Here is a 25,885-nt window from a genome sequence, read left to right on the forward strand (position 1 = left end):
GGCTTACGACGGACAACTGCGCTTACCTGAGCCGGGCGGCCAGGGGCACAATGGCGGACTCGGTTCGCGCTGGTCCGCGACCCTGCCAGCTTTGCCCCTCAGGAGACAACGCATGAACGCAACAACCGCGATCGCCACCATTCTGGCCACGCTGCTGGTGGGCGCCATGAGCCCGGGACCGAGCTTCATCATGGTCGCGAGAAACGCGATCGGCCTGTCGCGGCGCGACGGACTGGCGACGGCGCTGGGGATGGGGATCGGCGGCGTCTGCTTCAGCAGCCTCGCGCTGGTCGGGCTGTACTCGCTGCTGCAGTCGGTCGAGTGGCTGTACGCCGGCCTCAAGGTGGCGGGCGGCGCTTACCTCGTCTACATGGCGACGCGAATCTGGCGCGGCGCGGCCACGCCGCTCGAGTTCAAGAACGAGCGCGCGGCCGGCCATGAAAACGCGCGCAAGTCGTTCTGGATCGGGCTCAGCACGCAGTTGAGCAACCCGAAGACGGCCATCTTCTACGGCAGCATCTTCGCGGCGCTGCTGCCGCAGCATCCGCCGCTGTGGGCTTACTTCACGCTTCCGCCCGCCGTGTTCACGATCGAAGCCGGCTGGTACACGGTGGTCGCGCTGTGCTTTTCGAGCCGGCGTCCGCGGGAAATCTATCTGAGCTGGAAGACGGGGATCGACCGCATCGCGTCGGGCGCGATCGCCGCGCTGGGGCTGCGGTTGATGTTTACGGCGTTCAAGCGGGGGATTTGACCGGCTGACGACCCGGCCCTAATGCATTCGCAATGCCAGACCTCCGCTTCGCACACGCATGCATCGTGTCGTCTGAATCGCGTATCAAAGCAGGAAGGAATATTTCTTAGCTTCAAGCGTTTTCATAAGGCAAACCCAAAGCCATGAAGTTTTCTTTGCCAGAGGCTACACTCGAACGCTATTGTCTATACATACCAAGCAGCCAGACCGGTATTGCTTCACGCCGAGTCACGCAAGCGATTCAAGGGACACACCAGGACCTCTGTCGATGACCGGCGTAGATTTACCGAGCATGCTTCCTGAGATGCTGCCGCGGCTGTGGGCATTTGCACTTCGTCTGTCAGGCGACAGGCACGACGCTGAAGATCTCGTGCAGCGCGCATGCGTGCGCGCGCTCGAGCGCACGCATCAGCTTCAGCCCGGCACGTCGCCTCTCAGTTGGATGTTTGCGATTGTCCACACTACGTGGATCAACGAGATTCGGGCACGCTCCGTGCGCAGCCGCACGGGTGCGGAATGGGACGAGAGCCTGCTCGAAACCGTCGCCGATCCTGCCGCGCGCACGCCGGAAAACAACGTGATGATGGGACAGATCGTAAGCGCGGTTGAACGATTGCCGGAGGCGCAGCGTGTCGTCATGCTGCTCGTGGCGGTGGAAGGTCTTAGTTATAGCGAAGCGGCCGAAGCGCTCGACGTACCCATCGGCACGATCATGAGCCGTCTCTCACGAGCGCGTCAGACCATCGGCCTGCTGTTCGGGACGCGGGAAGAAAAGAAAGTGAAAAACGGGGAAAGAAGCGAGGGCTCGTTCTCATGAAAACGGACGACATCTTGCTGATGGCGTATGTCGACGGCGAGTTGCCGGCGGAAGAGCGCCAGGAAGTCGAGAAGCAGATGGCCGCGTCGGCGGAGGTGGCGGAGCGCGTCGCGCTTTTCGAAGCATCGCGCCTGCCGTATGGCGATGCGTTCGCCAAGCAGAAATTGCCGCCTGTCCCCGAGAGCTTGAAGAAAGCGATCGAGGACATGACGCGGCAGCACGCGGCCGATGCTGTAGCGGAAGATAAAAGCGCCAACGATCCGGTGCTGAAGCACGACGCGCAATTGCCGCCGTCGGCGCCGGTCCGCTCGCGGCTGCGCGTCGCGCCGATGTGGCTCGCGGTGGCGTTCGTGGCGGGCGTCTTTTGCTATGGCGCCGTGTTGCGCTTCACGCCCGGCTTGAATTCGACGGCGGATACGACGATCGCGTCCGCGAACGCGTTGCCGTGGGTCAAGGCGGTCGTCGGTTATCAAGCGATGTATGGGCGGGAAACGCTTGCCAACGCGACCCTCGATGCCGACGCGCTCAAGCAAATCTCGAGTGTCGTGCGCAGCGACGACGGTATCGCGCTTAACGTCCCCGACTTGAGCGATGCCGGACTCACGCTCAAGCGCGTGCAGCGGCTCAATTTCAACGATCGCCGCGTGATCCAGATCGAATACCTGCCAGAGCAAGGCCCCCCCGTCGCACTGTGCATCATCAAGGACGCGAAACCGGATCAGACGGTGGCCGCGCAGCGCATCAGCGGCATGAACGTGGTCACGTGGCGGCAAGCCAATCTCGGCTATGTGCTGCTCGCTAAAAGCAGCGACGTCGACCTCACTGAGTTAGGCAAGCGCATCTCCGGTCACGGCGTCGGCGAACTCATCGGGCAGGCTGATGCTTTGGGTTTGAGCTTCCTCGGTTAAGCGTGCCTTTCATTCTTAAAGTGCTTAACGAGGCGCTTAACGAAGCGCTCGCTTTGGTGCTGCTCACGATTCAGCGATCACGCAGCATCGGACATTCCCTTAGTCACAAATATTTCCCTTCAGAACTCAAGAAAGACGCCGATATCGCAGGGACGCGGCGGAATCGAAGGCTTGAGGTAAAAGCCTGCGCGGCATCCGGCGGTCGCCGGTCACCATTCCCGTCGTCGCATAGCGAAACGAGGTGAAATCATGGGAATGAAATTGGCGCTTGGGGTGTCGATGGCACTGGTGTCGTTGACGGGTGCGCTGCAATCGGCGCCCGCGCTGGCCGATGGTCCGAAAGCGGCCTACGAGAACGGCGGCGTGACCAATGCATCGCTCGATCCGGGCGAAGAGCAAATGACCGCCGACGAAGAAAACACCGCGCGCCTCAAGGACTTGAGCGACGCCTATCACAACGGCTACAACGCACGCGCGAAAGAAGACGCCGAAACGTATTCGTCGCTGCGCGATCAATTGAAGCACCCGCCGCAGCAAACGTCGTCGCAACTCATGCCGCCGCTGCCCGAAGGTGTGCCGCCGGGAGAGGACAACGCGCGGGTCGTGCCGGTGCAAAAGACTCAGGTCGCACAGCGCGCGCTGCCGCCGCAACCTCAAGCGCAGCCTCAATACCAGCAAGCGCAGCCTCAATACCAGCAAGCGCAGCCTCAGTATCAACAAGCGTATCAGCAGCCGCAGTACGCGCCGCCCGCCCCGCCGCAGCAAGCGCCGCGCTATCAACCCGCGCCGCAGTACGCCGCCGCACCCGCCTATGAAGAGGTCACGCAGGAGTATCAGGAGCCTGCGTATCAAGAAGAGGCGTATGAACCGCCGCCGCCTCCGCCCCCGCAGGCGTATCAATATGTGCCGGTGTACGCGCAGGCCGCTTACGTGCCGCAGCCCCCGGTTCAAGCCGTGATGCAGCCCGTGGTGACGATCGCGCGACCGGTTGCGTATCCGGTCTATCGGACCGCGTACTGGGCGCCTCGCTATCGGCGCACGTACACGGTTCGCTATGGCTATGGCTACCCGGTGCAGCAGATGGCTGGGTATGGCGGTTGGGAGTAAACGAATTCCCGACTCACCCACTCGACGCGAACGCTCAATGCTCGTTTGAGTACTGTTCCATCATCTGCAGATGACGGGCCTCAGTCTCGTCGTCTGCAGGGAACATGCATTCGATACGCAATTCCTGCGCGGCGACGCTGATCGGCGTCCCCACACTCGTGACCATCGAAAAATAATTGAGGACCTCGCCGTCCTTGACGAAACCGAGCGGTATCACCGGCAGGGCGGACGCCGCGGCTGGCGCACTCAAAACGCCCCGAGACCGCCACTCCGCTTGCACGTCCGGATAGGCGAGCAGCGCGGCAAGCAACTGCTGCGTCTCGCCGTCGATCACGCGACCCACCGATTCACGATGCACGCGCTGTATCAGGCTCTTTGCCACCGCTTCCCAATCGGCAACAACCGGACGCAGGCCGTCCGGATCGAACATGAGATGCAGCATGTTGCGCGGCCCCTTGCGCGCGGCCATATCGCAGAAGCAATTGAAGAAGCGCGGCGCGGATTCATTGGTCATCAAAACGTTCCAGTACCGATCCATGACGACGGCCGGAAACGGCTCGTGCTGTCGCAAGATGCGCCCAAGCGCTTTGGTGATGCCCTGCATCTCCTGCGCGTTCCAGGGCGCTTCGGGATACATCGGCGCATACCCCGCCGCCAATAGCAGCGTATTGCGCTCGCGCAGCGGGATGTCGAGCGCCTGAGCAATGTCGATCAGCATCTGGCGGCTCGGCACGCTGCGTCCGCTTTCGATGAAACTGATATGCCGCTGCGAAACGCCCGCATCGAGCGACAGATCCAGCTGACTCGTGCCGCGCACATCTCGCCAATGACGCAGCAGCGCGCCGAGATCACTAGACATGGCGTGTGTGTCGGGCTCTGCGGTTTTCATCGGCCTTTGCGCCCAAGTAGGGAAGGTTGAGGATCATTGCATCGATCGAGTGATGCCGGTAAGGATACGCCCTGCCGCTGAGTGAACTCGTGTGGATGGGATAGGCTGACATGACGCGTCGCTTACAGTGAATGCGCATCCGAAAGCATTGCGCGGTGAATGAAGAATATTCAGTAGGGCACTGCGCGCCAATTACCTGACATGTAATAGAAACGGATCGCCTTTCAATCGTCGGTATCGGGTACCGGAACGTCGTAACCGTTGAGAATGATCGCGACCAGATGGAAGCAGCCGACGAGGAAGATGATTTCCGCCATGCCCTCTTTGCCGAACGTTTCCACGCCGGCGTTGTAGAGCGATTCCGGCAGGCGGGCGCCGCGGTTCAACGCGGCCGCCACGTCGTAAGCGACCGCTTCTTCTCGGGTCAGGTCTGTCGGGCGCTCTCCCGCGACGATCGTCGCGATTTTTTCAGCCGGCACGCCGGAGGCAAGCGCCATCCGTTCATGGCCATAGATCTGAAACCGCGCCCCGAGCCGAGTCCCGGTGACGAGTACCGCCACTTGCAGTACGGAATTCGGCAGCGTCGTGTGGTCGTACATCGTCTTGTTCATGGCCCAGGCCGCTTTGCCGAATGCGGGGAAGTGCAGCATCGGGTTGAACGGGCCAAGCAGGGCGCCGTCCTGATTCCGAACGGTAAAGCTTCCGAAGGCTTCGTTCACGACAGTCATGATGCTGTCGTAGAGCTCCTTCTGATCGCCGGAAAGGCTCGACGGGGAGAGTAACGGCAAACGCATGATGCATCCTATGTGATAAGGATCGCTTATCGATAAGCGGATGGTTGTCGGAATGTCGTCTCGTTGTGCACAGGCGAAACTTGTCGAAAGTGCAAATGACGTTAACGTATGCAGGATTTCGTCTTGATCGAGCGAGATCCTGTAGCCGGCAGTCTGCATCATCCAGTCGACCTGATTGATACGCACGTACTTAAAACTGTCTTTCCTGGCGAAAACGAAATGGTCGCGATATGAGTCAACACGAACGACGCCAGCCTGAGTTCAACGAGCAATGCCAAAAAATAGACACAACTTCGCAATTTGGGCCCCTCCAGCGCGCCGCGCTTGCTAAGCTGACTCGGACCCCTGCCGAACCCGCATTCGCATGGACCCATCAGATTACATAGCGCATCATCTGCAAAATTTCTCGACTGCGAGACAAGCGCCACCGCACTTTCAGATGACCTACTGGAGCTGGGCCGCGTTGGGCTGCGCGATCTTGCTTGCCGCTCTCGCCGTGCATTCGGTCCTGCATCAGGATCGCAACACCGTGTTCCAGCTCTCGCCGCCGATGAGTACCGTGCGGCGCTTGTGGCTGTGGTGGTCGTGCTTTTGGCGGCAGACGCTCGTCGTATTTCCCATCAGCGCGATCGCCTGGATGATGACGCCTTCCCTTGCGCTCAAAGTCCTCACGTCGATGCCGGATCAGGTCATGCATGCGCCGGAGTGGGTCAGGCTGGTTGCAATGGGCCTGGTTTGGATTGGCCCGATCATCGTGGCGCTGTGGGTCGTCTGTCCGCCGCTCGTGGGCTATGTGGTGTACAAAGCGTTTGACGCGCATGCGCTCGCCACACCTATCCCGTTCAGCTTCAAGCACGCAACCCTGCTCGGACTCACCACCATGGCCTGGACGACACTCGGAGACTTCGTCGTCGGCTGGCTGACCGCCCCGCTTCCGTATCGCGGCGTCCATCTGCTTGCCGTGCTGATGTACATCGCTTGGGGCATGTACATCGTGCTGCCGCGTCAGGCTCGCCGAATCGCGCGGTGAGCAGCATCGGGCGCATTGTTCGCGTTAGTTCTTACAACCAAAAACATTAAAAAATACATTAACAAGAACTGGATGCGAACCAATAATATTGCGGAAACCACCAGCCGCTCTTGAATCGGCAGACTCTCTGAAACGGTCCGCAAGGCACCGCTTTCACCAGCCAAGGTACGCCCATGCCACGTCCGATCCTCGCCCGCATTCACCCTGATTCGGTCCGTCACAATCTCCAGCTTGCGAAAGAGAGCGCGCCAAACTCGCGCGTCTGGGCCGTCGTCAAAGCGAACGCCTATGGCCACGGCATCGAGCGGATTTACCCCGCACTGTCCAAAGCCGACGGCATCGCGCTGCTCGATCTCGATGAAGCCGTGCGCGTGCGAGAGCTCGGCTGGACAAAGCCGGTGCTGCTGCTCGAAGGGGTCTTTGAGCCCCGTGACGTCGAGATCGCCGACGCGCATCGCCTGACCGTCGCCGTCCATTGCGACGAGCAGCTCGATCTGCTGACGGCCGCGAAGCCGAGCCGGCCGATCGACATCCAACTGAAAATGAATTCCGGCATGAACCGCTTGGGCTATCGGCCCGGCGCCTACGTGCAAGCATGGCAACGTGCGCGGGAGATGGCGGCGATCGGCGAGATCGGCCTGATGAGCCACTTCGCGAACGCCGACGACGGCGCCATCGATTGGCAAGTCGACGAGTTCGACGCAGCCACGAAAGACCTCCCCGGCACGCGTTCCCTCTCGAACTCGGCGGCGGTGCTTTGGCATCCGCAAGCGCACCGCGACTGGGTGCGGCCCGGCACGATCTTGTACGGCGCGTCGCCGACGGGCTCGGTGCGGCATGTCACGGGCTTCCCGCTGCGCGCGGCGATGTCGCTGACGAGCAAGATCATCGGCGTTCAGACGTTGGCGCCCAGCGAAACCATCGGCTACGGACGAACCTTCCAAACCGAACGCGAGATGCGCATCGGCGTGGTCGCGTGCGGCTATGCCGACGGCTATCCGCGCCACGCGCCGACCGGCACACCGATCGCGGTCGACGGCATCCGCACGCGGATTGTCGGGCGCGTATCGATGGACATGCTGACCGTCGACCTCACGCCGTGCCCGGCAGCAGGCATCGGCTCGCGCGTCGAGCTATGGGGCGATCAAGTGAAGGTCGACGAAGTGGCGGAGGCGTCCGGCACGATCGGCTACGAGCTGATGTGCGCGCTGGCGCGGCGCGTGCCGGTCGAGATCGATGACGCGAGCCGCCTCGGAGAGTCGAACGACATGCGCCGAACGCTGGTGGCATAAAGCACGAAGGCCGGGAAACCCGGCCTTAGCGTCACTGCGCTCTGGACGTACGCGTCACACGTCCGCTTCACACGTCTCGACTCACGCGCTCAAGCCTCGCTTTTCCCCACGTACGGCAGCGCATGAATGCGCTTGCCCGTGGCCGCGAAAATCGCATTCGCCACGGCGGGCCCGACCGGCGCCACACCCGGCTCGCCCACGCCGGTAGGCGCTTCGCCTGACGGCACGATCACCACCTCGACCTTCGGCATGGCATCCATGCGCAGCACTTGGTAGCCGTCGAAGTTGTTCTGCTCGACGCGACCGTCCTTGAGCGTGATGGCGCCGTAGAGCATCGCGCCGAGGCCGAAGCCGATGCCGCCTTCCATCTGCGCCGCGATGATGTCGGGGTTGATCGGCGTGCCGCAGTCCACCGCGCAGACCACGCGATCGACCTTGACCTTGCCGTCCTTGTCGACGGTCACCTCGGCGACCTGCGCGACGTAGGTGTTGAACGCCTCGGCGACCGCGATGCCGCGGCCCTTGCCCGCAGGCAGCGGCGTGCTGCTCCACCCTGCGCGCTGGGCCGCCAGGTCGAGCACCGCCTTCATGCGCGGCTCGTGCTCGAGCAGGTTCCGCCGGAACGTGTAGGGGTCCTGCCCGGCCGCGTGCGCCGCTTCGTCCATGAACGCTTCGACGGCAAACGCGGTATGCGAGCTGCCGACAACCCGCCACCACAGCACCGGCACCGCCGATTGCGTCGTCGTCAATTCGACGTTGACGTTCGGAATCGCGTAGGCGATGTTCGCGGCGCCCTCGACGGAAGTCGAATCGATGCCGTCCTTGACCATCACGGCCGCGAACGGTGTACCTCCGAGGATGGACTGCCCGACGATGTGGTGATGCCAGCCGATCAACTGACCGTTGGCGTCGAGGCCTGCTTCGAGCTTGTGGAAATACATCGGGCGATAGCGGCCGCCGTGGATGTCGTCCTCGCGCGTCCATTGCAGCTTGACCGGCGTGCCGTTCGCGCCGAGCGCCTTGGCGATCGACACCGCTTCGACGATGTAGTCCGACTCGGTGTTCGCGCGCCGCCCGAAGCTGCCGCCCGCGTAGAGCGTGTGGATGCTCACCTTCTCGGGCGGCAGGCCCGCCGTGCGCGCGGCGTTGGCTTGGTCGACGGTCTGGAACTGGTCGCCGGCCCAGATCTCGCAGCTATCGGCCGTGAGCTTCACGACCGCATCGAGCGGCTCCATCGGCGCGTGCGCGAGGTACGGAAACTCGTAGGTGGCGGAAATTTTCTTGGCGGCGCCCTGGATCGCTTGCGACGCGTCGCCTGCAACGCGCGCCGGATTGCCCGGCTGGTCGACGAGCTGGCGGTACGAAGCCATGATGTCCGCCGAGCTGCGCTTTTCGGCGTTCGTGTCGTCCCACTCGACCTTGAGCGCGTCGCGTCCCTGCTTCGCGGCCCAGAAGCTCTTGCCGACGACAGCCACGCCGCGCGGCACCTGCACGACATCCACCACGCCGGGCACCGCCTTGGCCGCGGTCGCATCGAACGACTTCACCGTCGCGCCGAACAGCGGCGGACGCTGCATGAGCGCCACGACCATGCCGGGGAACGTAACGTCGATCGTGAACTGGGCCGTGCCGTTCGACTTCGCCGCCGCGTCCACGCGCGGGATCTTCGCGCCGATCAGCTTGAAATCCTTGGGGTCTTTGAGCGTGACGGTATCCGGCACGGGCAGCTTGGCCGCGGCGGAGACCAGCGAACCGTAGGTCGCGCGGCGGCCGCTCGCCGGGTCGACGACGCTGCCGCGTTCGGTACGCAGCCGAGCGGCCGGCACCTTCCATTTCGCGGCCGCCGCCGAGATGAGCATCGCGCGCGCTTTCGCACCGGCTTGGCGAAGCTGCATCCACGAATTCGCCATGGCCGAGCTGCCGCCCGTGCCCTGTATCGTGCCGAATGCGAGATTCGCGTAGCGCTTTGCATCGGCCGGCGCGCTCTCGACGCGCACCTGCGTCCAATCGGCGTCGAGCTCTTCCGCGACGATCGTGGCGATGCCCGTGTAAGCGCCCTGGCCCAATTCGACGTGCTTCGCAATCACGGTCACGCTGTCGTCGGCGCCGATGCGCAGGAACGCGTTGGGCGCGAAGGTGCCGCCCGAATGGGCCGGAGCCGCCGCGAACGCGCGCCGCGCCGGGCCGGCCCATTCGAAGCCGATGGTGAGCGCCACGGCAGCCACCGTGCCCGCGCCCTTCAGAAACGTGCGCCGCGCCGGGCGCGCGACGTCATCAACGATATCGGTCGTATCGGTCGTCATGGCTTATCCCTTGATCGAGTCGGCGGCGCTGTGGATGGCCGCGCGAATGCGCGTGTAGGTCGCGCAGCGGCAGATGTTGCCGCTCATCGCGGCGTCGATGTCGGCATCGGTGGGCGCGTGGTTTTGTTCCAGGAGCGCCGAGGCCGACATGATCTGCCCGGATTGGCAGTAGCCGCATTGCGGCACCTGGAGCTTGACCCACGCCGCCTGCACGGCCTTCGCGGGCTTGCTCTCCAAGCCTTCGATCGTGGTCACGTGCCGGCCGGCGACGGCCGCGAGCGGCAGCACGCACGAGCGCGTGGCCTGCCCTTCGAGATGGACCGTGCACGCGCCGCATTGCGCCATGCCGCAGCCGAACTTCGTGCCGTGCAGCCCCGCGACTTCGCGGATCGCCCACAGCAAGGGCATGTTGGGATCGGCATCCAGCGTGGTGGGCTTGCCGTTGAGAGTGAAGGAGATGGACATCGACGGCTCCGTGGAGTGTTCTCGATGCGCTCGTTTGCAAGGCGCAGGGTCGACCGGTGCTGAGTCTCATCGATCGGCGGGCCGCAAGCGGAGGCGATCACGTGGGGGGCGTCAACGGCTTTCCGGCGCGGCATGCCGCGCCCGGGCCAGGCCGGAGACGAACTGCTGGAGTGTGCAGCGATCGCGCAAGATTGTGTTTGTTCGATTCTCTGAATTTCTTGCCCAATCCTGTTGAGCGCCTGCCCCATGAATGAGCGGTGCGTTTTGCAGCAACGCGGCATCAAGATTTCCGTTCGCCGTCCGTAAAGATGGAGACGAAAGGTTCTATTCAGTGCCCCCTCACTCATGCACAACGTAGCCGACAAGTTAGCCGTTCCGCCCCGAGCCGATTTCACGCGCTTCATCGTTGCGATCGTGATCGGCAACGGCTTTGTCGCCTACGACTTCACCGTCTACAGTTTCTCCGCGCTCCTGATCGGCAAGCTGTACTTTCCATCGAGCAGCCCCGCGTCATCCGTTCTGCTCTCGCTCGCCACCTTCGGCGCGGGCTTCGTGATGCGGCCGCTCGGCGCGGTCCTGATCGGCCATATCGCCGACACGCGCGGCCGCAAAGCCGGCATGACCGTTTCCTTGCTATTGATGACGATCGGCACGTGGACCATCGCGTGCCTGCCGACGGCTGCGTCGATCGGCGCCGCGGCCACCGTGCTCATGGTCGCCGCGCGATTGATGCAAGGGCTCGCGGCGGGGGGCGAGATCGGGCCGGCGTCGGCGACGTTGATGGAGTCTGTGCCCTACGAGCGCCGCTGTTTCATGGTGAGCTGGCGCGGTGCGAGCCAAGGCGCGGCAGCGTTCGCGGCGGCGCTAGTGGGTGCATTGACCGCCGCGCTGCTCTCGCCTGCGGCGATAGAAGCGTGGGGATGGCGCATTCCGTTCGTGCTGGGCGGCCTGATCGGCCCGGTCGGCTGGTACCTGCGGCGCCGCATGCCGGCGCCGAGCCAGGACCGGCAGCCGCGCGGACCCTCGCCCGCGCGCTTGCTGGCTGAGCATCCGCGCACGCTCGTCTACGGCATCCTGAACATGGCCGCGTCATCGGTGAGCATCTATCTGACCGTGTTCTACATGCCGGCCTATCTGGTGCGCACGTTGCACCGGCCTGCCGCGTTCAGCATGCTGACCGCGTGCCTGTCGGGTCTCGTGATCCTGCTGGTAACGCCGCTCTTCGGCCGTGCCGCCGACCGGCACGCGAGCCGCAAGACGCTGCAATACGTGGCGCTTGTGGCCTCGCTGGCCGCCGCCTACCCCATGTTCTGGGCGCTGACCCACGGCGTCAGCGACATCGCCGCGCTCGTCATCATCACGGCCTATGTGGCGGTAGCGGTGAACAACGCCGGCCCGAGCTCAACGATGATGCTCGAAGCGCTTCCGAAGCATCAGCGTGCGGCCGGCGTCGCCGTGATCTACGCGCTCGGCGTGGTGATCTTCGGCGGATTCTCGCCGTTCCTCGTGACATGGCTCATCGAGCTGACGCGCAACCCGATGATTCCCGCGTGGTATCTGATGGCGGCGACCGTCATCACGCTCGTTGGCTTGCATCGCTTTCCCGAGTCCCGCGGATCGATGGGCTCTCATCCTCCGCGCGCGCCGGAGTCCGACTAAGCCCCCGCTACCGCGCCGTGCTGAAGCACCAGCGCACGTGCGCGCATTTCCTGCGGGCTCATCTCGAAGGCGCGGCGAAACGCACGGGAAAAATCCGATGTGCTGTTAAAGCCGAGCCCGTAAGCGATTTCCGTCACGGGCAGATGCGGGTAACGCACCAGTTCGTCCGCAGCCGCCCTTAGCCTGCAATTGCGGATATACGCGCCGAGTCCGCCCTCGTGCTCGAACCAGCGATAGATCGTCGAGCGTTTCAACTGCAGCGCATCGACGACGCTCGCCGGCGTCAGATCGCCCCGGTGCAAACTGGCCTCAACGTAGCGCCTAACTTGCCCAATGATCGCGGCTTGAAGCGATGCGCGGTCAGCGCCCTTCAAGCTCGTGTCGTGCCGGAACGCGGCGATCAGAAGATCGGCGCCGGTGTTCAATGCGTCGGCTGCGCCGCCGGAGTCAAGCTTGGAAATGCCGCTGACGATCCCGGCCGCGTGATCGAGAATCAGACGCGCAAGCGGCGACTCCTGCGGGACGACCCGGCCATGAATCGAATCGACGTCCGGCAACCCCTCTGCCACGACCTGCCTCGGCACGAACAGCGTCAACACACGGCATGCGCCCCGTTCGACCTTGAACGGCTGGTTCAAGTCCAGCGCGACGATGCCGTGCTGCGGGTCGGCGGCACTCCGCTTCTTGTGCATGCCCGTGACGCTGCCGACTCCCCCTTCCAGGAACATATGGAAGGCGATATTCCGATTCGCATCGGTGGAAACGCGCGCGACCGAGCGCTCCAGGACCATCGCGTCGGTGCTGCAATCGGTAAAAGTCAGTCCGCCGACGCCATAAAAGTCGATGTGTCCGTTGAACCCCTCGGAGAGCTGCTGCTTCGATGGCGGCACGTCCACCACGTGCCCCACGCGAGCGCGCCAAGCCAGCAATTGTTCGGTAGCGGTGAGCGCGCGGGTGCTGAAAGTGTGCGTCACGACGCCGTCACGAAGTGCGGCGTCGCGCGTGGTTCCGTTCGGCATCGAACGCTCGGTCATGGTGCCTTTCGACGAGGGAAGAAATACGGTGCCGCCGCTGGCGGCAGCGGCAACCCAAATGGTAAGGCTGCCGGCGTCGAGAAGTGAGACGCACGGTCAAGCGTAGCAAGAAAACTACGATATTGTGGGCGGGGTTAAGGCTCTAGAAGCCTTTACACGGGATGCGGGGGCTCCTATGACTGTCACCAGCGACCAACCCACGGCCAAGACCGGGGAACTGCTGCCGGCGAAGCTGGCGGACACCCAGCTCGACCACTTCGAGCGCATGGTCCAAATCGTCACGCGCACCGACGCCGCCACCGCGGCGAACCGGTTCGATGCCGATTACTGGGAAAAGCGCATTCGAGCGCTCGTCAAAACCCACGATCTCGTGACCACTCAGCGATGCCGCGTGATCACGATGCTCGACCTGCTCGAGCGACACGCGCTGATCAAAGCACGCGAGGGCACAGCAGCCTGAGAGAAGCGGTAGAAATGGCACGGCTTGAATTGCGCGCGGCGCCGCGCATGCGAAGATGGGCCGGCTAGTTAAAAAAACCACAACTTATGGGCCGAAGATTCACGCAATCTTCGGCCTTTTTTCTATTCGCTCGATTGAGCGGACGAGCGGAACAGGCTTCATTTCGCGGCGTCGGCGCGCGCCGCGAGCTTGCCGACCAGCGCATCCGCGACGAGCTCGTCCATGATCACCACGTTGGTTGCGCCGGCGCTTTCCAGCAAGGTCTTTCGCAACCCGTTCTCCCCCGGCACCGAGATCGCGAGCGAGCCGTTGAGCGTGTGCGAGAGCAGGGTGACGGCGAGATTATTGTTGGAGTCGGGGGTCGTCACGACAAGCGACTTGGCGCTGTCCAGCCGCGCCTGCCTGAGCACGTCGTCGAACACTCCGGGCAATCCGAGCACGACCATGTGTCCGCGATCCGCGGCCCTGTCCGCCTGAGCCTGATCGCCGACGACCACGAGCACCGTCTCGCCCGCTTCGCGCAGACGCTCGGCGACCAGCGCGCCGAGCGAGTGGAAGCCGACGACCACGACATGGTTGGAGAGCTCCGCGAGCCTGCGTTCCATCATCCTGTTCTCCTTGTAGAACATCACGTCGTCGCCGGACAGCATGCCCGTGAGCCTCGACACTGCGTACCCGCCGACCACCATCGTGGCGAACATCGCGAGCAGCATGAACAGCTTCTGAGGCTCGTCGAGTTCAGAAAAAGCGCCGAGCGTCGTGATGAGATTCGCGCCGTTCCACAGGGCCGAGAAGAGTTTGGTCCCGAACGACGCATTCGATTGATCGAGCAGGACAAGCCCAACGGTCGCGCCGCCCAGTATCAAGAACAGCAAGCCGACAGTGCGGCGCGCGCGGTGCGTCCACGCGCGCACCCGGATGGCGCCAAGGCGCGGCTCGTTAACGCGAAAGATCCACATTGGCTCCTCGTACGGTCGAACCAGGAACAAGAGCGAACCCAAGGCTTCGGGTGCGTCGCAACAACGGCAGCGCGGCCTGACGAGGCATCATTGCACACCGCCGATGGGCTTGTCATGAGCGCCATGCCCATGGAACGGCCGCTCGGCTGAGCCGATAGCATTTATTTGTTATGATGCGTTCTGCATCCAGAGTCGGACGAGTCCGACGCCAACCTGCCTTCCCGGGCAAGGTGGAAGCCCTAGCTAGGGCGATGCGGCCGATTGTCGGCAACGAAGCGGGAGCGGCATAGCTAGCACCGGTTCGAACACCATCACTTTCCGGAGCTTCTATGCGTCAAGCCACCTCCTCACAACCCGCGGCAGCGGACCCAGTCGAGAACTGGTCGCAATGTCTGCCGGGTTTTCAGCTGACCCACATCATCCATCTCGTCTCCGTTGCAAGCCGGGACGTCGTCGCACGCGTCAAAGCGTATCTCAGCGAGCAGGAAGCGTCCGTCAGCGATTTCGTGGTGCTGCGAAGCGGTGACGTCCTGGATCAGAAGATCGTTCTGGACGGGATCGGCGAGCGGCGGGCCAAGGCGCTGCGCGAGCAGCTCTTGATTCTCGATGGCGTATTGCGCATCCGTGTAGAGCATTGCTTTGTGCGTAGGCCCGGCTTAAACGGCGCCGCTTGAGTGGACTCGATGAGGGCGAGTTATTGATTCGCCCGCTCGCTCGGTGTGCTTGCGCAATGTGAGCGCACCGAGTGAAAGCATTTTGTCGGCCGATGTTATGATTTTGAATCAATTGGCAAACTAGAAATCTTTCAAAATGAAATAATAATGATATTCGGGTCGAATTCAAAACACGCCGCAAAAATCAAGCCGCGCAAATCCTACCTGCTATACTCCCGCACCTTTTTTAAAAATCGTCGAAATCCAATTAGGATAATCACGCCAATTATCATTGCCGAATTGGCAAATCAATACTAATGGCGGAATTGGATAGTATTTCGAAACGGTATTTTTAAAGAGGGTCGCAATCTCCAAGCCAATTTTGACGCGGATTAGCCTCGTTTAGGGCAGGCAAATGTCTGCTAAATATCGCGGCCTTCAGGGATATTGGCCCGTTATTCGGGCTCCATTAAAGCATTTATTTCCGGAGCGACCCGGTCAATAACACCGATCCTCATTCGCGTCACGCGATTTTTTGAGGATTAATTTCCTTTGTTGAGAATTAGATTTCCATTAGCATGCGACGTGCCTAAATCCTCAGACTCAACCACGCAAAAAGGGTCACGTCGTGTCGAATCGAGAAGCCATCCATCTTCGTCTATCCGCCAATTCAATTTGGCGAATGAATACTAAAGTCCGTTTTACCGAACTTCTGTTCGGGTTGATTTTGAGCCTCGCGGCGCTCTGGACCACCAGCGCCCACGCTCAAAGCACGCTGGTCGTCAGCGGGGTCACCTATACGCTTTGCGCGCAAGAGAACCAGTTCTGTTCGTTCAGCGGCAGCGCAAAAGTCGTCTTCGGCACCAGCACGTCGTATGACGTCAACGGACCGTTCACGAACGGCGTGAGCTGCACGAACGGCGTCGTTTCCCAAACGGACCCGGCCTACGGCTATCAAAAGAGCTGCTGGTACGCCAGCGGCACGTCGAGCGGGTCGAGCTCCAGCTCGACCTCCGGCACGAGCACAAGCACGAGCACCGGCACCTCCACGCCGGCGACGACCTCGTGGACCAAATGCGCGTCTGAAAACGGCTACTGCTCGTTCACGGGAACGGTGAACGTTCTGTTCGGCGCCAGCACGACGGCCAACAACGTGACCAAGAGCTTCACGAACGGCGTGGCCTGCACGAACGCGGCGTTCGGCGGCGATCCCGCCTACGGCACGACCAAGAGCTGCTGGATTCCGTCGTCGAGCAGCACCGCCTCCACGGGCTCCGGTTCGACGTCGGGCACCAGCACCGGCTCGACCTCCGGCTCGACCTCCGGCTCGACTTCCGGCTCGACTTCCGGCTCGACTTCCGGCTCGAAGACGGGCTCAAGCACCGGCACGACTACGGGTTCGACCTCCGGCAGCGGTACGAGCACGGGCACCGGCTCGTCGTCGACTACGGGCAGCTCCACGAGCACGTCGTCGAGCGGCGCCATCAGCTGCGCCGCGCCCACCACGGCCTCCGGCGGCAGCACCAACGGCGTGATCACCGCCGATACGCCGAGCTCGGACGGCACGCGTCTGTTCGCTGCGGGCGCCACGTTCCCGATGCAGTTCGTCACCAACGCGCCGTCGTCCGATACCGTCACCTGGTCCGTTCAGGATGCCCTCGGCAACATCAAGGGCAGCGGCACGTTCCCGGTCGCGAGCGGCGCGCAGACGAACACGCTCTCGTGCAAGTCCTCGCTCGGCGGCTACTTCGCCGTGACGGCGACGCTCGCCAACGCGGGCGGCACCTTGCCGGAAGCCGGCACGCGTCCGTCGGGCATCAGCACGTTCGGCATCATTCCCAACGTCTCGAGCGCCATCCCGGCCGTCACGTACGCGCACCAGGATCAGCACCGCTTCGGCATGCAGGGCTTCAACAGCAATGCCGCTGCCCTGGCTGACCTCAACATTTCGCAAACGATCGACGACCGCGAGCTCTCCACCATGGAGCCGAACGGCCCGAACACGTGGACGCCGTCGCTCTCGAGCCTCAACTCGCAGTACACGAGCGGCAAGGTCATGCGTCTCGTGCGCCTCGACGGCATTCCGGGGTGGGCCAGCCCCACCGGCGCCTACCAGGACGACACCAACGCGCCGACGAATCTGAGCTACTACCAGAGCTACATGGCGCGCGTCGGCACGGATACGGAAGCGGACCGCAAGGCTTACTTCCCGACCCAGTCGAAGAACTACTACCAGGTGACGTGGGAGCCGCAGTGGGTGGATTCGCAAGCGAACTTCGTCGCGATGTATGCGGCGGTCTACGCCGGCTTGCACTCGACTGACCCGAACGCTGTCGTCATGGGCCCGACCAACCCGTTCCCGGCCAACTGCCAGACGCAGTGCTCGAGCGGCTATCTGCAAACCTACGCCGCACTGGGCTTGGGCAACTACATCGACGGCGTCACGACGCACGGCTACTACAACGCCGGCACGTACCCGGCACATCCGCCCGAGCTGTACGACACGGACCCGAACCCGGCGAACGTCGCCAACGCGCTCGACAAGCAGATGCAGCAGCTGCGCTCGGAGATGCAGACGATCAAGCCGAACATGAAGCTCTGGTCGACCGAGCTCGGCATCAGCTACGACTCGAACGTGAACTACGGCCCGAACTCCCCGTCGGCCAACCAGCTCTACGCACAGGCCGCCGTTGCCGCGCGTGCGAATCTGATTGTCCTCGGCGAAGGTGCGCAGGTGACGTACTTCTTCTACGGTCCGGACTACCCGGGTGAAGTCGGCTACGGTTCGTTCTTCGACATCGTCGATGCGCAAGGCAACTACGGCGCAACGAACCTGAGCCCGAAGCCGGAAGCGATGGCGTTCGCCGCGATGACGCGCATTGTCGACGGCACGCAAACGCTCGGCCGCCTGAACGGCTTGCCGTCGATGGTGTATGGCTATGCGTTCCAGCAGCTCTCGGGCAACACGGTCATCACCGCCTTGTGGACGCACAACAACGCGCAGTGGCCGACGTCGGCGGGCAGCTATAGCCAGACGTACAGCACGAACTACTCGCTGACCGTCGATGCGAGCGGCGCGAGCGGCAACGTGACGGTGCTCGACATGATGGGCAACGCGAGCACCGTGCCTTACACGAACGGCGTGGTGAACCTGACGCTGACCGAGGCCCCGATCTACGTCGTGTCTTCGAACCCGAGCGTGATCAAGGCCAACGTCACCGTGCCGGTCGGCTACACCGGGCAATAACGGTTGAGGGAAACGCCGCGGCCATCACGGCCGCGGCTGAAACCCTGCCACCCCCATCTGCCACAACGCGAACGACCACGAGTCGGCCAGCTGATTCGCACGTTGCGCCGTGCTCGACCCCATGCCGTGACCGGCGTCGTAGTCGACGCGCAACAGCACCGGACGGCCGCTGCTCGTGGCCTCTTGCACGCGAGCGGCCATCTTCATCATGTGCCACGGCGACACCCGCGGATCGTTGGCTCCCGTCGTAAACAGCACCGCAGGATAAGGCGTGCCGTCATGGATGTGCGCATAGGCGCTCATCGCATACAGGCCGTGAAAGCCGGATTCGGTTGAAGTCGAACCCATCTCGGGCACATTCGGCGGGCCGTTCGGTTCCGTCTCGAAGCGCAACGCATCCGACACCCCGACGTCGTCGAGCACGACGCGGAACAGCCCCGGATCGATCGTCAGCGCACCCCCCATCACGATACCGCCCGCGCTTCGGCCATTGGCCGCCAGATACTTCGACTGCGTGTAGCGCTGCCCGATCATGTGGCGCGCGGAAGCGATGAAGTCGAGCATCGTGTTGATCTTCGTGAGCTTCTGTCCCGCGCGATGCCACGCATCGCCGTATTCCCCGCCGCCGCGCATGTGCGAGACCGCGATGATGCCGCCTTGCTCGAGCCACGCTTGCCACTCGGGCCGGTACGCCGGGTCCAGCGACAGGCCATAGCTGCCGTAGCCCAGCACGATCGTCGGGTGCGTGCCGTCGCGCGTCACGCCCTTCTTCGCGATGATCGACACGGGAACACGCGTGCCGTCGTAGCTCGTGGCGAACTCGTCGTGCGCTTCGTAGGCGTCGGATTCCGTCTTCGAAGGCGGAACGAGACCGGTGTCGGCGGCGGCAGCCGCGCCCGGCTGATATGCGATCTCGCGAGGCGCCTTGACCCAGCCTTGAAGCCCGAACATGACGCCGGGCGCATGCGCATCGGTAGCCAGGCCGCGGAGGGTGCCGTCAAACGGAAGACCGATCGACTTGCTCTCCTTGCCGTCGAACGACACGCGCTGAAGCTGGAAGCTCGCGCCGGCACGTTCGGCGACATAGATGGCGTCGCTTGCGAGCTCGAACGCGTCGATCACGTTCGCGCCCTGCGGCACGATCGTATCGGCAAGCCCGAGATCCGGATGCTTAAGCGGCACCGACAGAATCTGAAAGCGCGGTGCGCCTTTTTCCGTCAGCACGTAAAGACGGTCGCCGCGCAACTGCGCGTCGGTCACGCCGTCTTCGGGCGTCGCGATCTTCTTCCACGGCGTCTTGGCGCCATGGATCTTGTCGAGCGGCGCGACGTAGAACGTGTTCGGGTTGTCGTCCATGTTGCGGTTCGCGACCGCAACGGCATACGGCGAATCCGGCGACAGCAGCACATAGGTCGCCTGACCTTCCGGCACGTCGACATCCTTCGAAACGCCTTTGCCGAAGACCGCGTCGTCGCCGTCGCCTTCGGGGTGCTGGCCGAGCACATGCAGGAACGTCGCGGCGTTGTACTCGCTCAACGCGGGCGGCGTGTCGGGGCCGGCTTTCGGATAGCGCAGGTAGAAGAACGACTGGTTGTCGTTGCGCCACGACACGACGCAATCGCTCGTGCGGTCGATCGACTCCGCAAGCGCCTTGCCGGTCTTCAGATCCATCACGTGCAGCACGCTCTTCTCCGAGCCGCCTTCGGAAATGCCATAGGCCACATAGCGGCCGTCCCACGAGGGCGAGTACCAGTCGAGCGCGAAGTGGTGAGCACTATCCGAAGACAGCTTCGCCGGATCGACGAGCACCTGTTCTTCGCCGTTGATGCCGTCGCGATACGCGAGCTTCGGCACGCTGGCACCGGGCTCGAACAGGTCGTAGAAGAGCCGGTCGCCGCGACGCGTGAAGTTGTCGCGCCGCACGTCATTGCCCATCAGACTCTGGATGCGCTGGGCCATGACGGCGCGCCCCGGAATGCTGTCGAGCACCTTGCGGGTGTAGTCGGCTTGCCCTTTCATCCAGTGCTGGACTTCCGGGTCTTTCAGATTTTCCATGTAGCGGTAGTCGTCGACGACCGGCGTGCCGTAGTAGGTCTCGGTGACCGGACGGATGGGGGCGACTGGGGGGCCATCGGCGGACCATGATGCGCCGGAGACGGCAAACAGCGAGGAAGCGAGCGTTACGGCGAGTAGAGGCTTTGTTGGTTTCATTCGGGCTCTCAAAGTAACAATGCGCGAGACGGATGTCGCGCGTGCTTGACCGGCCTTGTGGGCCGAAGCGTCGGCGTCTTTATATACCGACAAAATTCTGCACTCTGCAGGACGCGGATGGGTAGGACGTCGGCTAGAGCGTCACGCCTAGTCCGCTTTGTCTACTTTCTTTGCGCGCGTGGCCGCAGGCGCGGTCTTCTTCGGCGCGTTCTTCTTCAGATGGGTGTGGTTGTATTCGATGGCGGCACGCACGAGATTCTCGAGCGCGCGCTCATTGATCTTGTCGCCCTCGAAGAGGTCGATGGCTCGCCTCGCATTGCCTTCGAGGCCGGCGTTGAAAAGACTGTCAGGATCCGGCAGGCTCGCCCCATACATAAAGGTCAGCTTCACCTTCCCTTTGTGGGCGTCGGCGACTGCGATGATGCCGTCGCGCTCCCATACCGGGCTTCCCATCCACTTCCACTCCTCGATGATTGCCGGGTCGGCAGCAAGGATGGTCTTGCGAAGGCTGGCGAAGGTCTTGCCGCGCCAGTCCGTGATGCCTGCGATCAGCTCGTCGATACGTTCCGATGGATTCATAGGGTCTCCATGCCTCGAATTCGGGTCCCCTTGTGGGCGACCGCGATGGACCGAAGTATAAGCACGGAGAGCGTGGAAGAGTAAAGCGGAGGGGTAAAGCGGCGCGGGGCCCCTCGTCGCGGGAGACCCCGGCCATGTGGAGCGCGGTGGGCAGCCTTAGTACTGAACCAGGATCGTCACGCGCCGATTCGCTGCGCGCGCCGCCTCATCGTCGCCGATGACGAGCGGGATCGTGTCGGCCCGGCCGATCGCCGCGAGCCTGTGCGGCTCGATCCCCTTGTCGACGAGAAACCGCACCACCGCTCCCGCGCGCGCCGACGACAGCTCCCAGTTGGATTCGTACTTCTCGGTGGCGATGGGCACGTTGTCGGAATGGCCTTCTACAAGGATATTGCTCGACGAATAGTGCTTGAGCACCGTCGCCACCTGGCTCAGCACGTCCATCGAATCCGGCAGCAGGTGCGCGTCGCCCGAATGAAACAGGACCTTCGCGTCGATGCCGATCTCGACGCCCTGCGCGTTCTCGCTCAGCGTCAATTGCTTTTGATCGCGAAGCGCGCCGAGCAGCGACAACAGTGCTTTCTTCGCCGCTTCTTTCTTGCCGCTTGCCGGGTCCGCATTCTCGACGCTCTTTGCCACCTTGACGATACGCTGCGTTTCGACCGTCGTCTCGAGCTGACGATACTTGGCCAGTTCCAGCGCATAGAGTGCGAGGAACAGCACCATCAGCGTCGTAATCAGATCCGAATACGAAATGAGCCAGCGCTCGGTGCCGCCTGCGGTGCCTTCGTCTTGATGCAAATCGTCCTTCTCGGACGCGAGGCGCCTGATATCGGTTCGGGCGTTCATCTTTCAGGGTTTCCTGTTCCAGCGCGGCATCGGTTTTCGCTTTTCGCTTACGCGAGCACTTCCTTCGACCGTTGACGCACGTCGCCGGTCAGACGCGTTTCGATGGTTTGCGGAGACTCCCTGCGAGAGATGGCGAGAAAGCCGTCGAGATAGAGTTTTTGCAGACGCAATTCGCTATCCACCTGCGCCTTGATCTTCCCGTACAGCGGCAAGAACATCAGGTTCGCAAAGCCGAGCCCGTACAGCGTCGTGACGAACGCCACCGCAATCCCTTGCCCGAGTTGCGAGGGCTCGAGAATGTGCCCCGTCACTTGGATCAGACCCAGCACCGAGCCCAGGATGCCGAACGTCGGCGCGTAGCCGCCCGCTTGCATCCAAATCCGCGCGGCCGCCATGTGATTGCGCTCGTAGGCTTCGACTTCGCGCTGCAGCGCGTCTTCGAGCACCGCCGTCGATACGCCGTTTGCCAGCAGCTCCAAGCCTCTTCTCGCAAACGGATCGATGCCTTTGACGTCCATGCCCTCGAACGCGAGCATGCCGTTCAGCTTCGCGTGGTCGCCCCATTCGAGCAGCCTGGCCAAGCTGTCCTGATCGACCGCCTTCGCCTTCCTGAACGCGAGGCCGATCTGCCTGACGCCGTCGAAGAACCGCGCCCAGGTGTTCTGAATCATGACCGCGCCGATCGTGCCGCCGAGCACGATCACGAACGCTTCGAGCTGAAACAGCGTAGCGAAGCGCCCGCCTTCGAGCGAAAAGCCGAAGACGATCGCCGTCACGCCCAGCAAGGCGCCGCATAGCGTCAGGATGTCCATGTCATTCCTTGAAGGCAGGCAGCGCCGACGAATTGACCGCGGCGGACTTGATCGCCTTCACCGTCTCCATGAACCGCTGCTCGATATCCTGCACTTCGATCGGATCGATCTTGATGTCGCGACGCATGATCCACGAGACTTCTTTCTTGCGCGCTTCGGTCATGACGGAGAGCAGCCGCTCGGAGATCGGCTCGTCCGCAATCGACGCCAGCAGCTTCGCGAGATCGTAGGTATCGAAGGCGCTGACCGCATCGAACAGCGCGCGCTCGTCGACGAACTCGAGGTCGCTGAGCGACTCCAGTTCCGTGACCGCGCGGCGGCTGCGCCGCGAAAAGTACGAGACACCCTTCTCTTCGACGTAGTTCAGCACGCTCGATTTGCGGAACGCGAAGATGTCCTCGGCGATCTCGCCATGAGACAGCTTGTTGAGAATCACCTTCTTTTCCACGCCGATCAGCGCTTCGAGATCGGATAGCTCGATCAATTCGAGCTCGCTGGAGATCGCGAGATCGAGATCCTGATCGGCCACTTGCTGCGCGCGATCGGTGATCCGCACGGGATCGAACGTGACGAGCTGGCGGTTGAGCGCGCTCGCGCTATCGTCGGCGGACTGCGAGGCCGCCGCCTTGCCGAGGTACTCCGTGCGTCCGTGCTCCATCGAGATCAGATTGAGCTTCTCCATGCGGCGGAGCATCGCCATCACGTGCAGGCGCGAATGGCCGGCAATCGCGCGGCACTTCTTGACGACTTCGCCGAGCGGCACCGACGCCTCTTCCTGGCGTGCGCGTCCGAGACGCTCTTCACGGTACTCCGCGCCCGCCATCAAGGACAGCACATGCGCATACGACAGCACGCCGGGAAGAAACTCGGCATGCGTGTAGGTCGCGAGCAGATCGTCCTTCTTCTTGATGCGGCGAATCATCGTTCGCATCATGTGACGCAGCAGCGGCGACACCCTTTCCAATTCTTCCTCGACCACGCTCACGTCGATGACGCTCAACTGGCAGAACGACAGCGCCTTGGCCGTGGACGTGCGCGGCTCCTGCGGCAGCAGCGCCGCCTCGCCGAAGAACTCGCCTTTGCCGAGTGTCGCCAGCACCACCTTCTTTTCGTCGCAACGCGTGGAGATTTCGACTTTGCCGTCCGCGATCACGTAGATCACCGGCTTGCCTGCGTAACCTTCGGAATAGATGACTTCGCCCGGAGCCGCCGTGCGCGACCATGACGAGTTTTGCTGCTTCACGATGTTCCCCTGCGGATATTGTTATGTGCCGTTCGGCACCGTGCGGACCCGCTTACCGTCGCTACCGGTTCTCACGCGCGGTGTCCTCAGTCACTACTTGGGATATCGACCTGACCCACGCAGACTTTAGCTTTTTGGCCGCCGTTCAAAGGGATGAAATCGCGCGCAAACGTTTGTCTTTTCAAACGCGAGCAATAGTCTGACGAAATATGTGGTTAATAGCAGCGCGTCAACTGTTCCGCGGCTGCGCCTCGAGAAAGCCCACTTTCACAGGCGGCACGAACCACGCGAGACACAGCCCGATCAACGCCGCCGCGGCGGCGACCGTCAGGCCCACGTGAATCGAATCCACCAGCGCGCCGCGCGCGGAGCTCATCATCGCGTCGCCGGCATGGCCCGCGCTCACGAGGCGGTTGATCAGCGCGGCCTGCTCCGCGCGATCGATGAGCAACTCGGGGCTCGCGAACGACTTGAACCACTGCGTCGCCTGATAGGAATCAAGCGAACGATGCACGCCCATCGTGTAGAGATGACCCAGCAGCGCCCCCGTCATCACCGTACCCAGCATGCCGCCGAACGTGCGCAGCGATTGCAGCAGCGCCGTGGCGGCGCCGAGGTGATCGCGCGAGACGATTTGCTGCGAACACACGGTCAGGCTCGTCCCCACGAGTCCGAGGCCGAGGCCACTCGCGCCCATGCACGACATCCACACGAGATGCGGCTCGTTGCCCTTCAACGCGATCACCGACAGGCTCGCTAATGCGGCAAGCGCAAAGCCGATGTACATGAGCGCGTTCGCGCGGCGGATGCGCGTGACCACCCGATTGTTCACGACGCTGCCGAGCGTCGTGCCGAGCAGGAGCGGCGTGATCAGCATGCCCGAATCGTGCGGCGACATCGAATACCCGCCTTGAAACAAGAGCGGCACGTAGAAGACCAGCGAGAACAGCGCAAAGCCGCCGAGCACCGACATCGCGAAGAGCGCGCCGAGCTTGCGGTCGAGCAGCATGTCGACGGGAATGATCGGGTAGCCCATGCGCTTTTCCCAGAAGAACAGCGTGAGCCCGCAAACCGCCACGATCGTGCCGAGCATCATCGTCACATTGTTCCAGCCTTGCTTGGGCAACAGCTCGATCGTGAGCTGCAGCGCGCCGAACGTCAGGGCCACGACGAACGCACCGACCCAGTCTAAGCGCAATCGCCCGCCCTCACGCGAATGACGAAGATGCGGTAAGAATCGGCGGACGAAGAAGAGCGCGACGATGCCCACCGGCACGTTGACGAAGAACACGAGCCGCCAGCCGCCGTATTGCGTGAGCATGCCGCCGAGCATCGGCCCGACCATGTTGGCAAGCGCGAACGCCGACGTGACGAACACGAGCCAGCGCAGGCGCAGTTTCGGATCGGGAAAGAGATCGGCGACGGTCGCGAACACGGTGCCGATCATGATGCCGCCGCCGATCCCCTGCAGGCCGCGCGCGAGCACGAGCTCGAGCATGTTGGTCGCCGTTCCGCACAGCACCGACGCGACGGTGAAGACGATGATCGCGGCCAGCATGAACGGCTTGCGTCCGTAGAGGTCGCCCAGGCGCCCGAAAATCGGAATCGTGATGACCGACGCGAGCATATAGGCGGTCGCGACCCACGCGTAGAGATCGAAGCCCTTGAGGTCGGCGACGATGCGCGGCAGCGCCGTGCCGACGATGGTTTGATCGAGCGCGATCAGCATCGATACCGACGCCACGCCGAGCATGGCCAATATCGACTCGCGAAACGGCAGCAGTTGCCGGCCTTCCTCGTGAACATCGAAGCCAGTAGCCATC

The 25,885-nt window shown here is 63.0% G+C and carries 22 protein-coding genes and 1 riboswitch; of the genes, 10 read left to right on the forward strand and 12 right to left on the reverse strand.

The window, feature by feature from the left end; genetic code table 11:
• Positions 1-112: 112 nt before the first annotated feature.
• The 4 genes from FAZ95_RS38460 (at position 113) to FAZ95_RS38475 (ending at position 3,583) form a co-directional block, all read left to right on the forward strand.
• On the forward strand, positions 113-751 hold the full coding sequence (locus FAZ95_RS38460; RefSeq protein WP_137337498.1) for a LysE family translocator: 639 nt from the start codon (positions 113-115) through the stop codon (positions 749-751).
• Between the two features lie 268 nt (positions 752-1,019).
• Positions 1,020-1,568 carry an RNA polymerase sigma factor gene (locus FAZ95_RS38465; RefSeq protein WP_137337499.1) on the forward strand — a complete coding sequence of 183 codons (549 nt, stop codon included), beginning with the start codon at positions 1,020-1,022 and terminating at the stop codon, positions 1,566-1,568.
• A complete protein-coding gene (locus FAZ95_RS38470) occupies positions 1,565-2,476 on the forward strand; it encodes a zf-HC2 domain-containing protein (protein WP_137337500.1) in 912 nt (303 codons plus the stop codon). The genes FAZ95_RS38465 and FAZ95_RS38470 overlap by 4 nt, the downstream gene beginning before the upstream one ends.
• Positions 2,477-2,725: 249 nt before the next feature.
• A complete protein-coding gene (locus FAZ95_RS38475; protein ID WP_175425881.1) occupies positions 2,726-3,583 on the forward strand; it encodes a hypothetical protein in 858 nt (285 codons plus the stop codon).
• 34 nt (positions 3,584-3,617) lie between these two features.
• On the opposite strand, the gene FAZ95_RS38480 is transcribed toward FAZ95_RS38475, so the two are convergent.
• Together FAZ95_RS38480 and FAZ95_RS38485 are read right to left on the reverse strand one after the other, a co-directional pair.
• Complete coding sequence (locus FAZ95_RS38480; RefSeq protein WP_137337501.1) at positions 3,618-4,472, reverse strand: helix-turn-helix domain-containing protein; 855 nt, start codon at positions 4,470-4,472, stop codon at positions 3,618-3,620.
• A gap of 224 nt (positions 4,473-4,696) precedes the next feature.
• Positions 4,697-5,452, reverse strand: coding sequence for a carboxymuconolactone decarboxylase family protein (locus FAZ95_RS38485; RefSeq protein ID WP_217497462.1), 756 nt, complete (start codon positions 5,450-5,452; stop codon positions 4,697-4,699).
• Positions 5,453-5,705: 253 nt separating this feature from the next.
• On the opposite strand from FAZ95_RS38485, the gene FAZ95_RS38490 reads away from it, so the two are divergent.
• Both FAZ95_RS38490 and alr read left to right on the forward strand, forming a co-directional pair.
• Complete coding sequence (locus FAZ95_RS38490; protein WP_137337502.1) at positions 5,706-6,296, forward strand: hypothetical protein; 591 nt, start codon at positions 5,706-5,708, stop codon at positions 6,294-6,296.
• A gap of 173 nt (positions 6,297-6,469) precedes the next feature.
• Positions 6,470-7,588 carry an alanine racemase gene (alr, locus tag FAZ95_RS38495; RefSeq protein WP_137337503.1) on the forward strand — a complete coding sequence of 373 codons (1,119 nt, stop codon included), beginning with the start codon at positions 6,470-6,472 and terminating at the stop codon, positions 7,586-7,588.
• A gap of 89 nt (positions 7,589-7,677) precedes the next feature.
• Here the strand turns inward: alr and FAZ95_RS38500 are convergent, their stop codons facing one another.
• Positions 7,678-9,891: a xanthine dehydrogenase family protein molybdopterin-binding subunit gene (locus FAZ95_RS38500; RefSeq protein WP_137337504.1), complete on the reverse strand. Its 2,214-nt coding sequence runs from the start codon at positions 9,889-9,891 to the stop codon at positions 7,678-7,680.
• Positions 9,892-9,894: 3 nt separating this feature from the next.
• Positions 9,895-10,356 (reverse strand): (2Fe-2S)-binding protein, encoded by a 462-nt coding sequence (locus FAZ95_RS38505; protein ID WP_137337505.1) that lies wholly within the window; start codon positions 10,354-10,356, stop codon positions 9,895-9,897.
• A 345-nt stretch (positions 10,357-10,701) separates the two neighbouring features.
• Here FAZ95_RS38505 and FAZ95_RS38510 point away from each other — a divergent pair, with 345 nt between their 5' ends.
• Entirely contained in the window at positions 10,702-12,015 is a 1,314-nt protein-coding gene (locus tag FAZ95_RS38510) for an MFS transporter (protein WP_137337506.1), read from the forward strand.
• On the opposite strand, the gene FAZ95_RS38515 is transcribed toward FAZ95_RS38510, so the two are convergent.
• The gene (locus tag FAZ95_RS38515) at positions 12,012-13,049 is read right to left on the reverse strand and encodes an AraC family transcriptional regulator (RefSeq protein WP_137337507.1); all 1,038 of its coding nucleotides are present in this window, start codon (positions 13,047-13,049) and stop codon (positions 12,012-12,014) included. The two genes, FAZ95_RS38510 and FAZ95_RS38515, sit on opposite strands and share 4 nt — an antisense overlap.
• Before the next feature lie 175 nt (positions 13,050-13,224).
• On the opposite strand from FAZ95_RS38515, the gene FAZ95_RS38520 reads away from it, so the two are divergent.
• On the forward strand, positions 13,225-13,509 hold the full coding sequence (locus FAZ95_RS38520; RefSeq protein ID WP_137337508.1) for a hypothetical protein: 285 nt from the start codon (positions 13,225-13,227) through the stop codon (positions 13,507-13,509).
• A 158-nt stretch (positions 13,510-13,667) separates the two neighbouring features.
• Here FAZ95_RS38520 and FAZ95_RS38525 read toward each other — a convergent pair whose 3' ends face one another.
• A complete protein-coding gene (locus FAZ95_RS38525) occupies positions 13,668-14,468 on the reverse strand; it encodes an NAD-binding protein (RefSeq protein ID WP_137337509.1) in 801 nt (266 codons plus the stop codon).
• A gap of 177 nt (positions 14,469-14,645) precedes the next feature.
• Positions 14,646-14,753: riboswitch (SAM-I-IV-variant riboswitch) on the forward strand.
• 44 nt (positions 14,754-14,797) lie between these two features.
• On the opposite strand from FAZ95_RS38525, the gene FAZ95_RS38530 reads away from it, so the two are divergent.
• Both FAZ95_RS38530 and FAZ95_RS40465 read left to right on the forward strand, forming a co-directional pair.
• Positions 14,798-15,142: a hypothetical protein gene (locus FAZ95_RS38530; RefSeq protein WP_137337510.1), complete on the forward strand. Its 345-nt coding sequence runs from the start codon at positions 14,798-14,800 to the stop codon at positions 15,140-15,142.
• A 661-nt stretch (positions 15,143-15,803) separates the two neighbouring features.
• On the forward strand, positions 15,804-18,368 hold the full coding sequence (locus tag FAZ95_RS40465) for a hypothetical protein (RefSeq protein ID WP_254700235.1): 2,565 nt from the start codon (positions 15,804-15,806) through the stop codon (positions 18,366-18,368).
• Positions 18,369-18,392: 24 nt separating this feature from the next.
• Here FAZ95_RS40465 and FAZ95_RS38545 read toward each other — a convergent pair whose 3' ends face one another.
• The 6 genes from FAZ95_RS38545 to FAZ95_RS38570 form a co-directional block, all read right to left on the reverse strand.
• Positions 18,393-20,579: a prolyl oligopeptidase family serine peptidase gene (locus FAZ95_RS38545; RefSeq protein WP_137337512.1), complete on the reverse strand. Its 2,187-nt coding sequence runs from the start codon at positions 20,577-20,579 to the stop codon at positions 18,393-18,395.
• Positions 20,580-20,726: 147 nt separating this feature from the next.
• Complete coding sequence (locus FAZ95_RS38550) at positions 20,727-21,158, reverse strand: DUF1801 domain-containing protein (protein WP_137337513.1); 432 nt, start codon at positions 21,156-21,158, stop codon at positions 20,727-20,729.
• Positions 21,159-21,314: 156 nt separating this feature from the next.
• Positions 21,315-22,007 carry an OmpA family protein gene (locus FAZ95_RS38555; RefSeq protein ID WP_137337514.1) on the reverse strand — a complete coding sequence of 231 codons (693 nt, stop codon included), beginning with the start codon at positions 22,005-22,007 and terminating at the stop codon, positions 21,315-21,317.
• A 47-nt stretch (positions 22,008-22,054) separates the two neighbouring features.
• Positions 22,055-22,819: a flagellar motor protein gene (locus tag FAZ95_RS38560; protein WP_137337515.1), complete on the reverse strand. Its 765-nt coding sequence runs from the start codon at positions 22,817-22,819 to the stop codon at positions 22,055-22,057.
• A 1-nt stretch (position 22,820) separates the two neighbouring features.
• Positions 22,821-24,062 carry a Crp/Fnr family transcriptional regulator gene (locus FAZ95_RS38565; protein ID WP_137337516.1) on the reverse strand — a complete coding sequence of 414 codons (1,242 nt, stop codon included), beginning with the start codon at positions 24,060-24,062 and terminating at the stop codon, positions 22,821-22,823.
• Positions 24,063-24,291: 229 nt separating this feature from the next.
• The gene (locus FAZ95_RS38570; RefSeq protein ID WP_137337517.1) at positions 24,292-25,884 is read right to left on the reverse strand and encodes an MFS transporter; all 1,593 of its coding nucleotides are present in this window, start codon (positions 25,882-25,884) and stop codon (positions 24,292-24,294) included.
• Between the last annotated feature and the right edge of the window lies 1 nt (position 25,885).

Source organism: Trinickia violacea, from assembly GCF_005280735.1.
GTDB classification, from domain to species: Bacteria; Pseudomonadota; Gammaproteobacteria; order Burkholderiales; family Burkholderiaceae; genus Trinickia_A; species Trinickia_A violacea.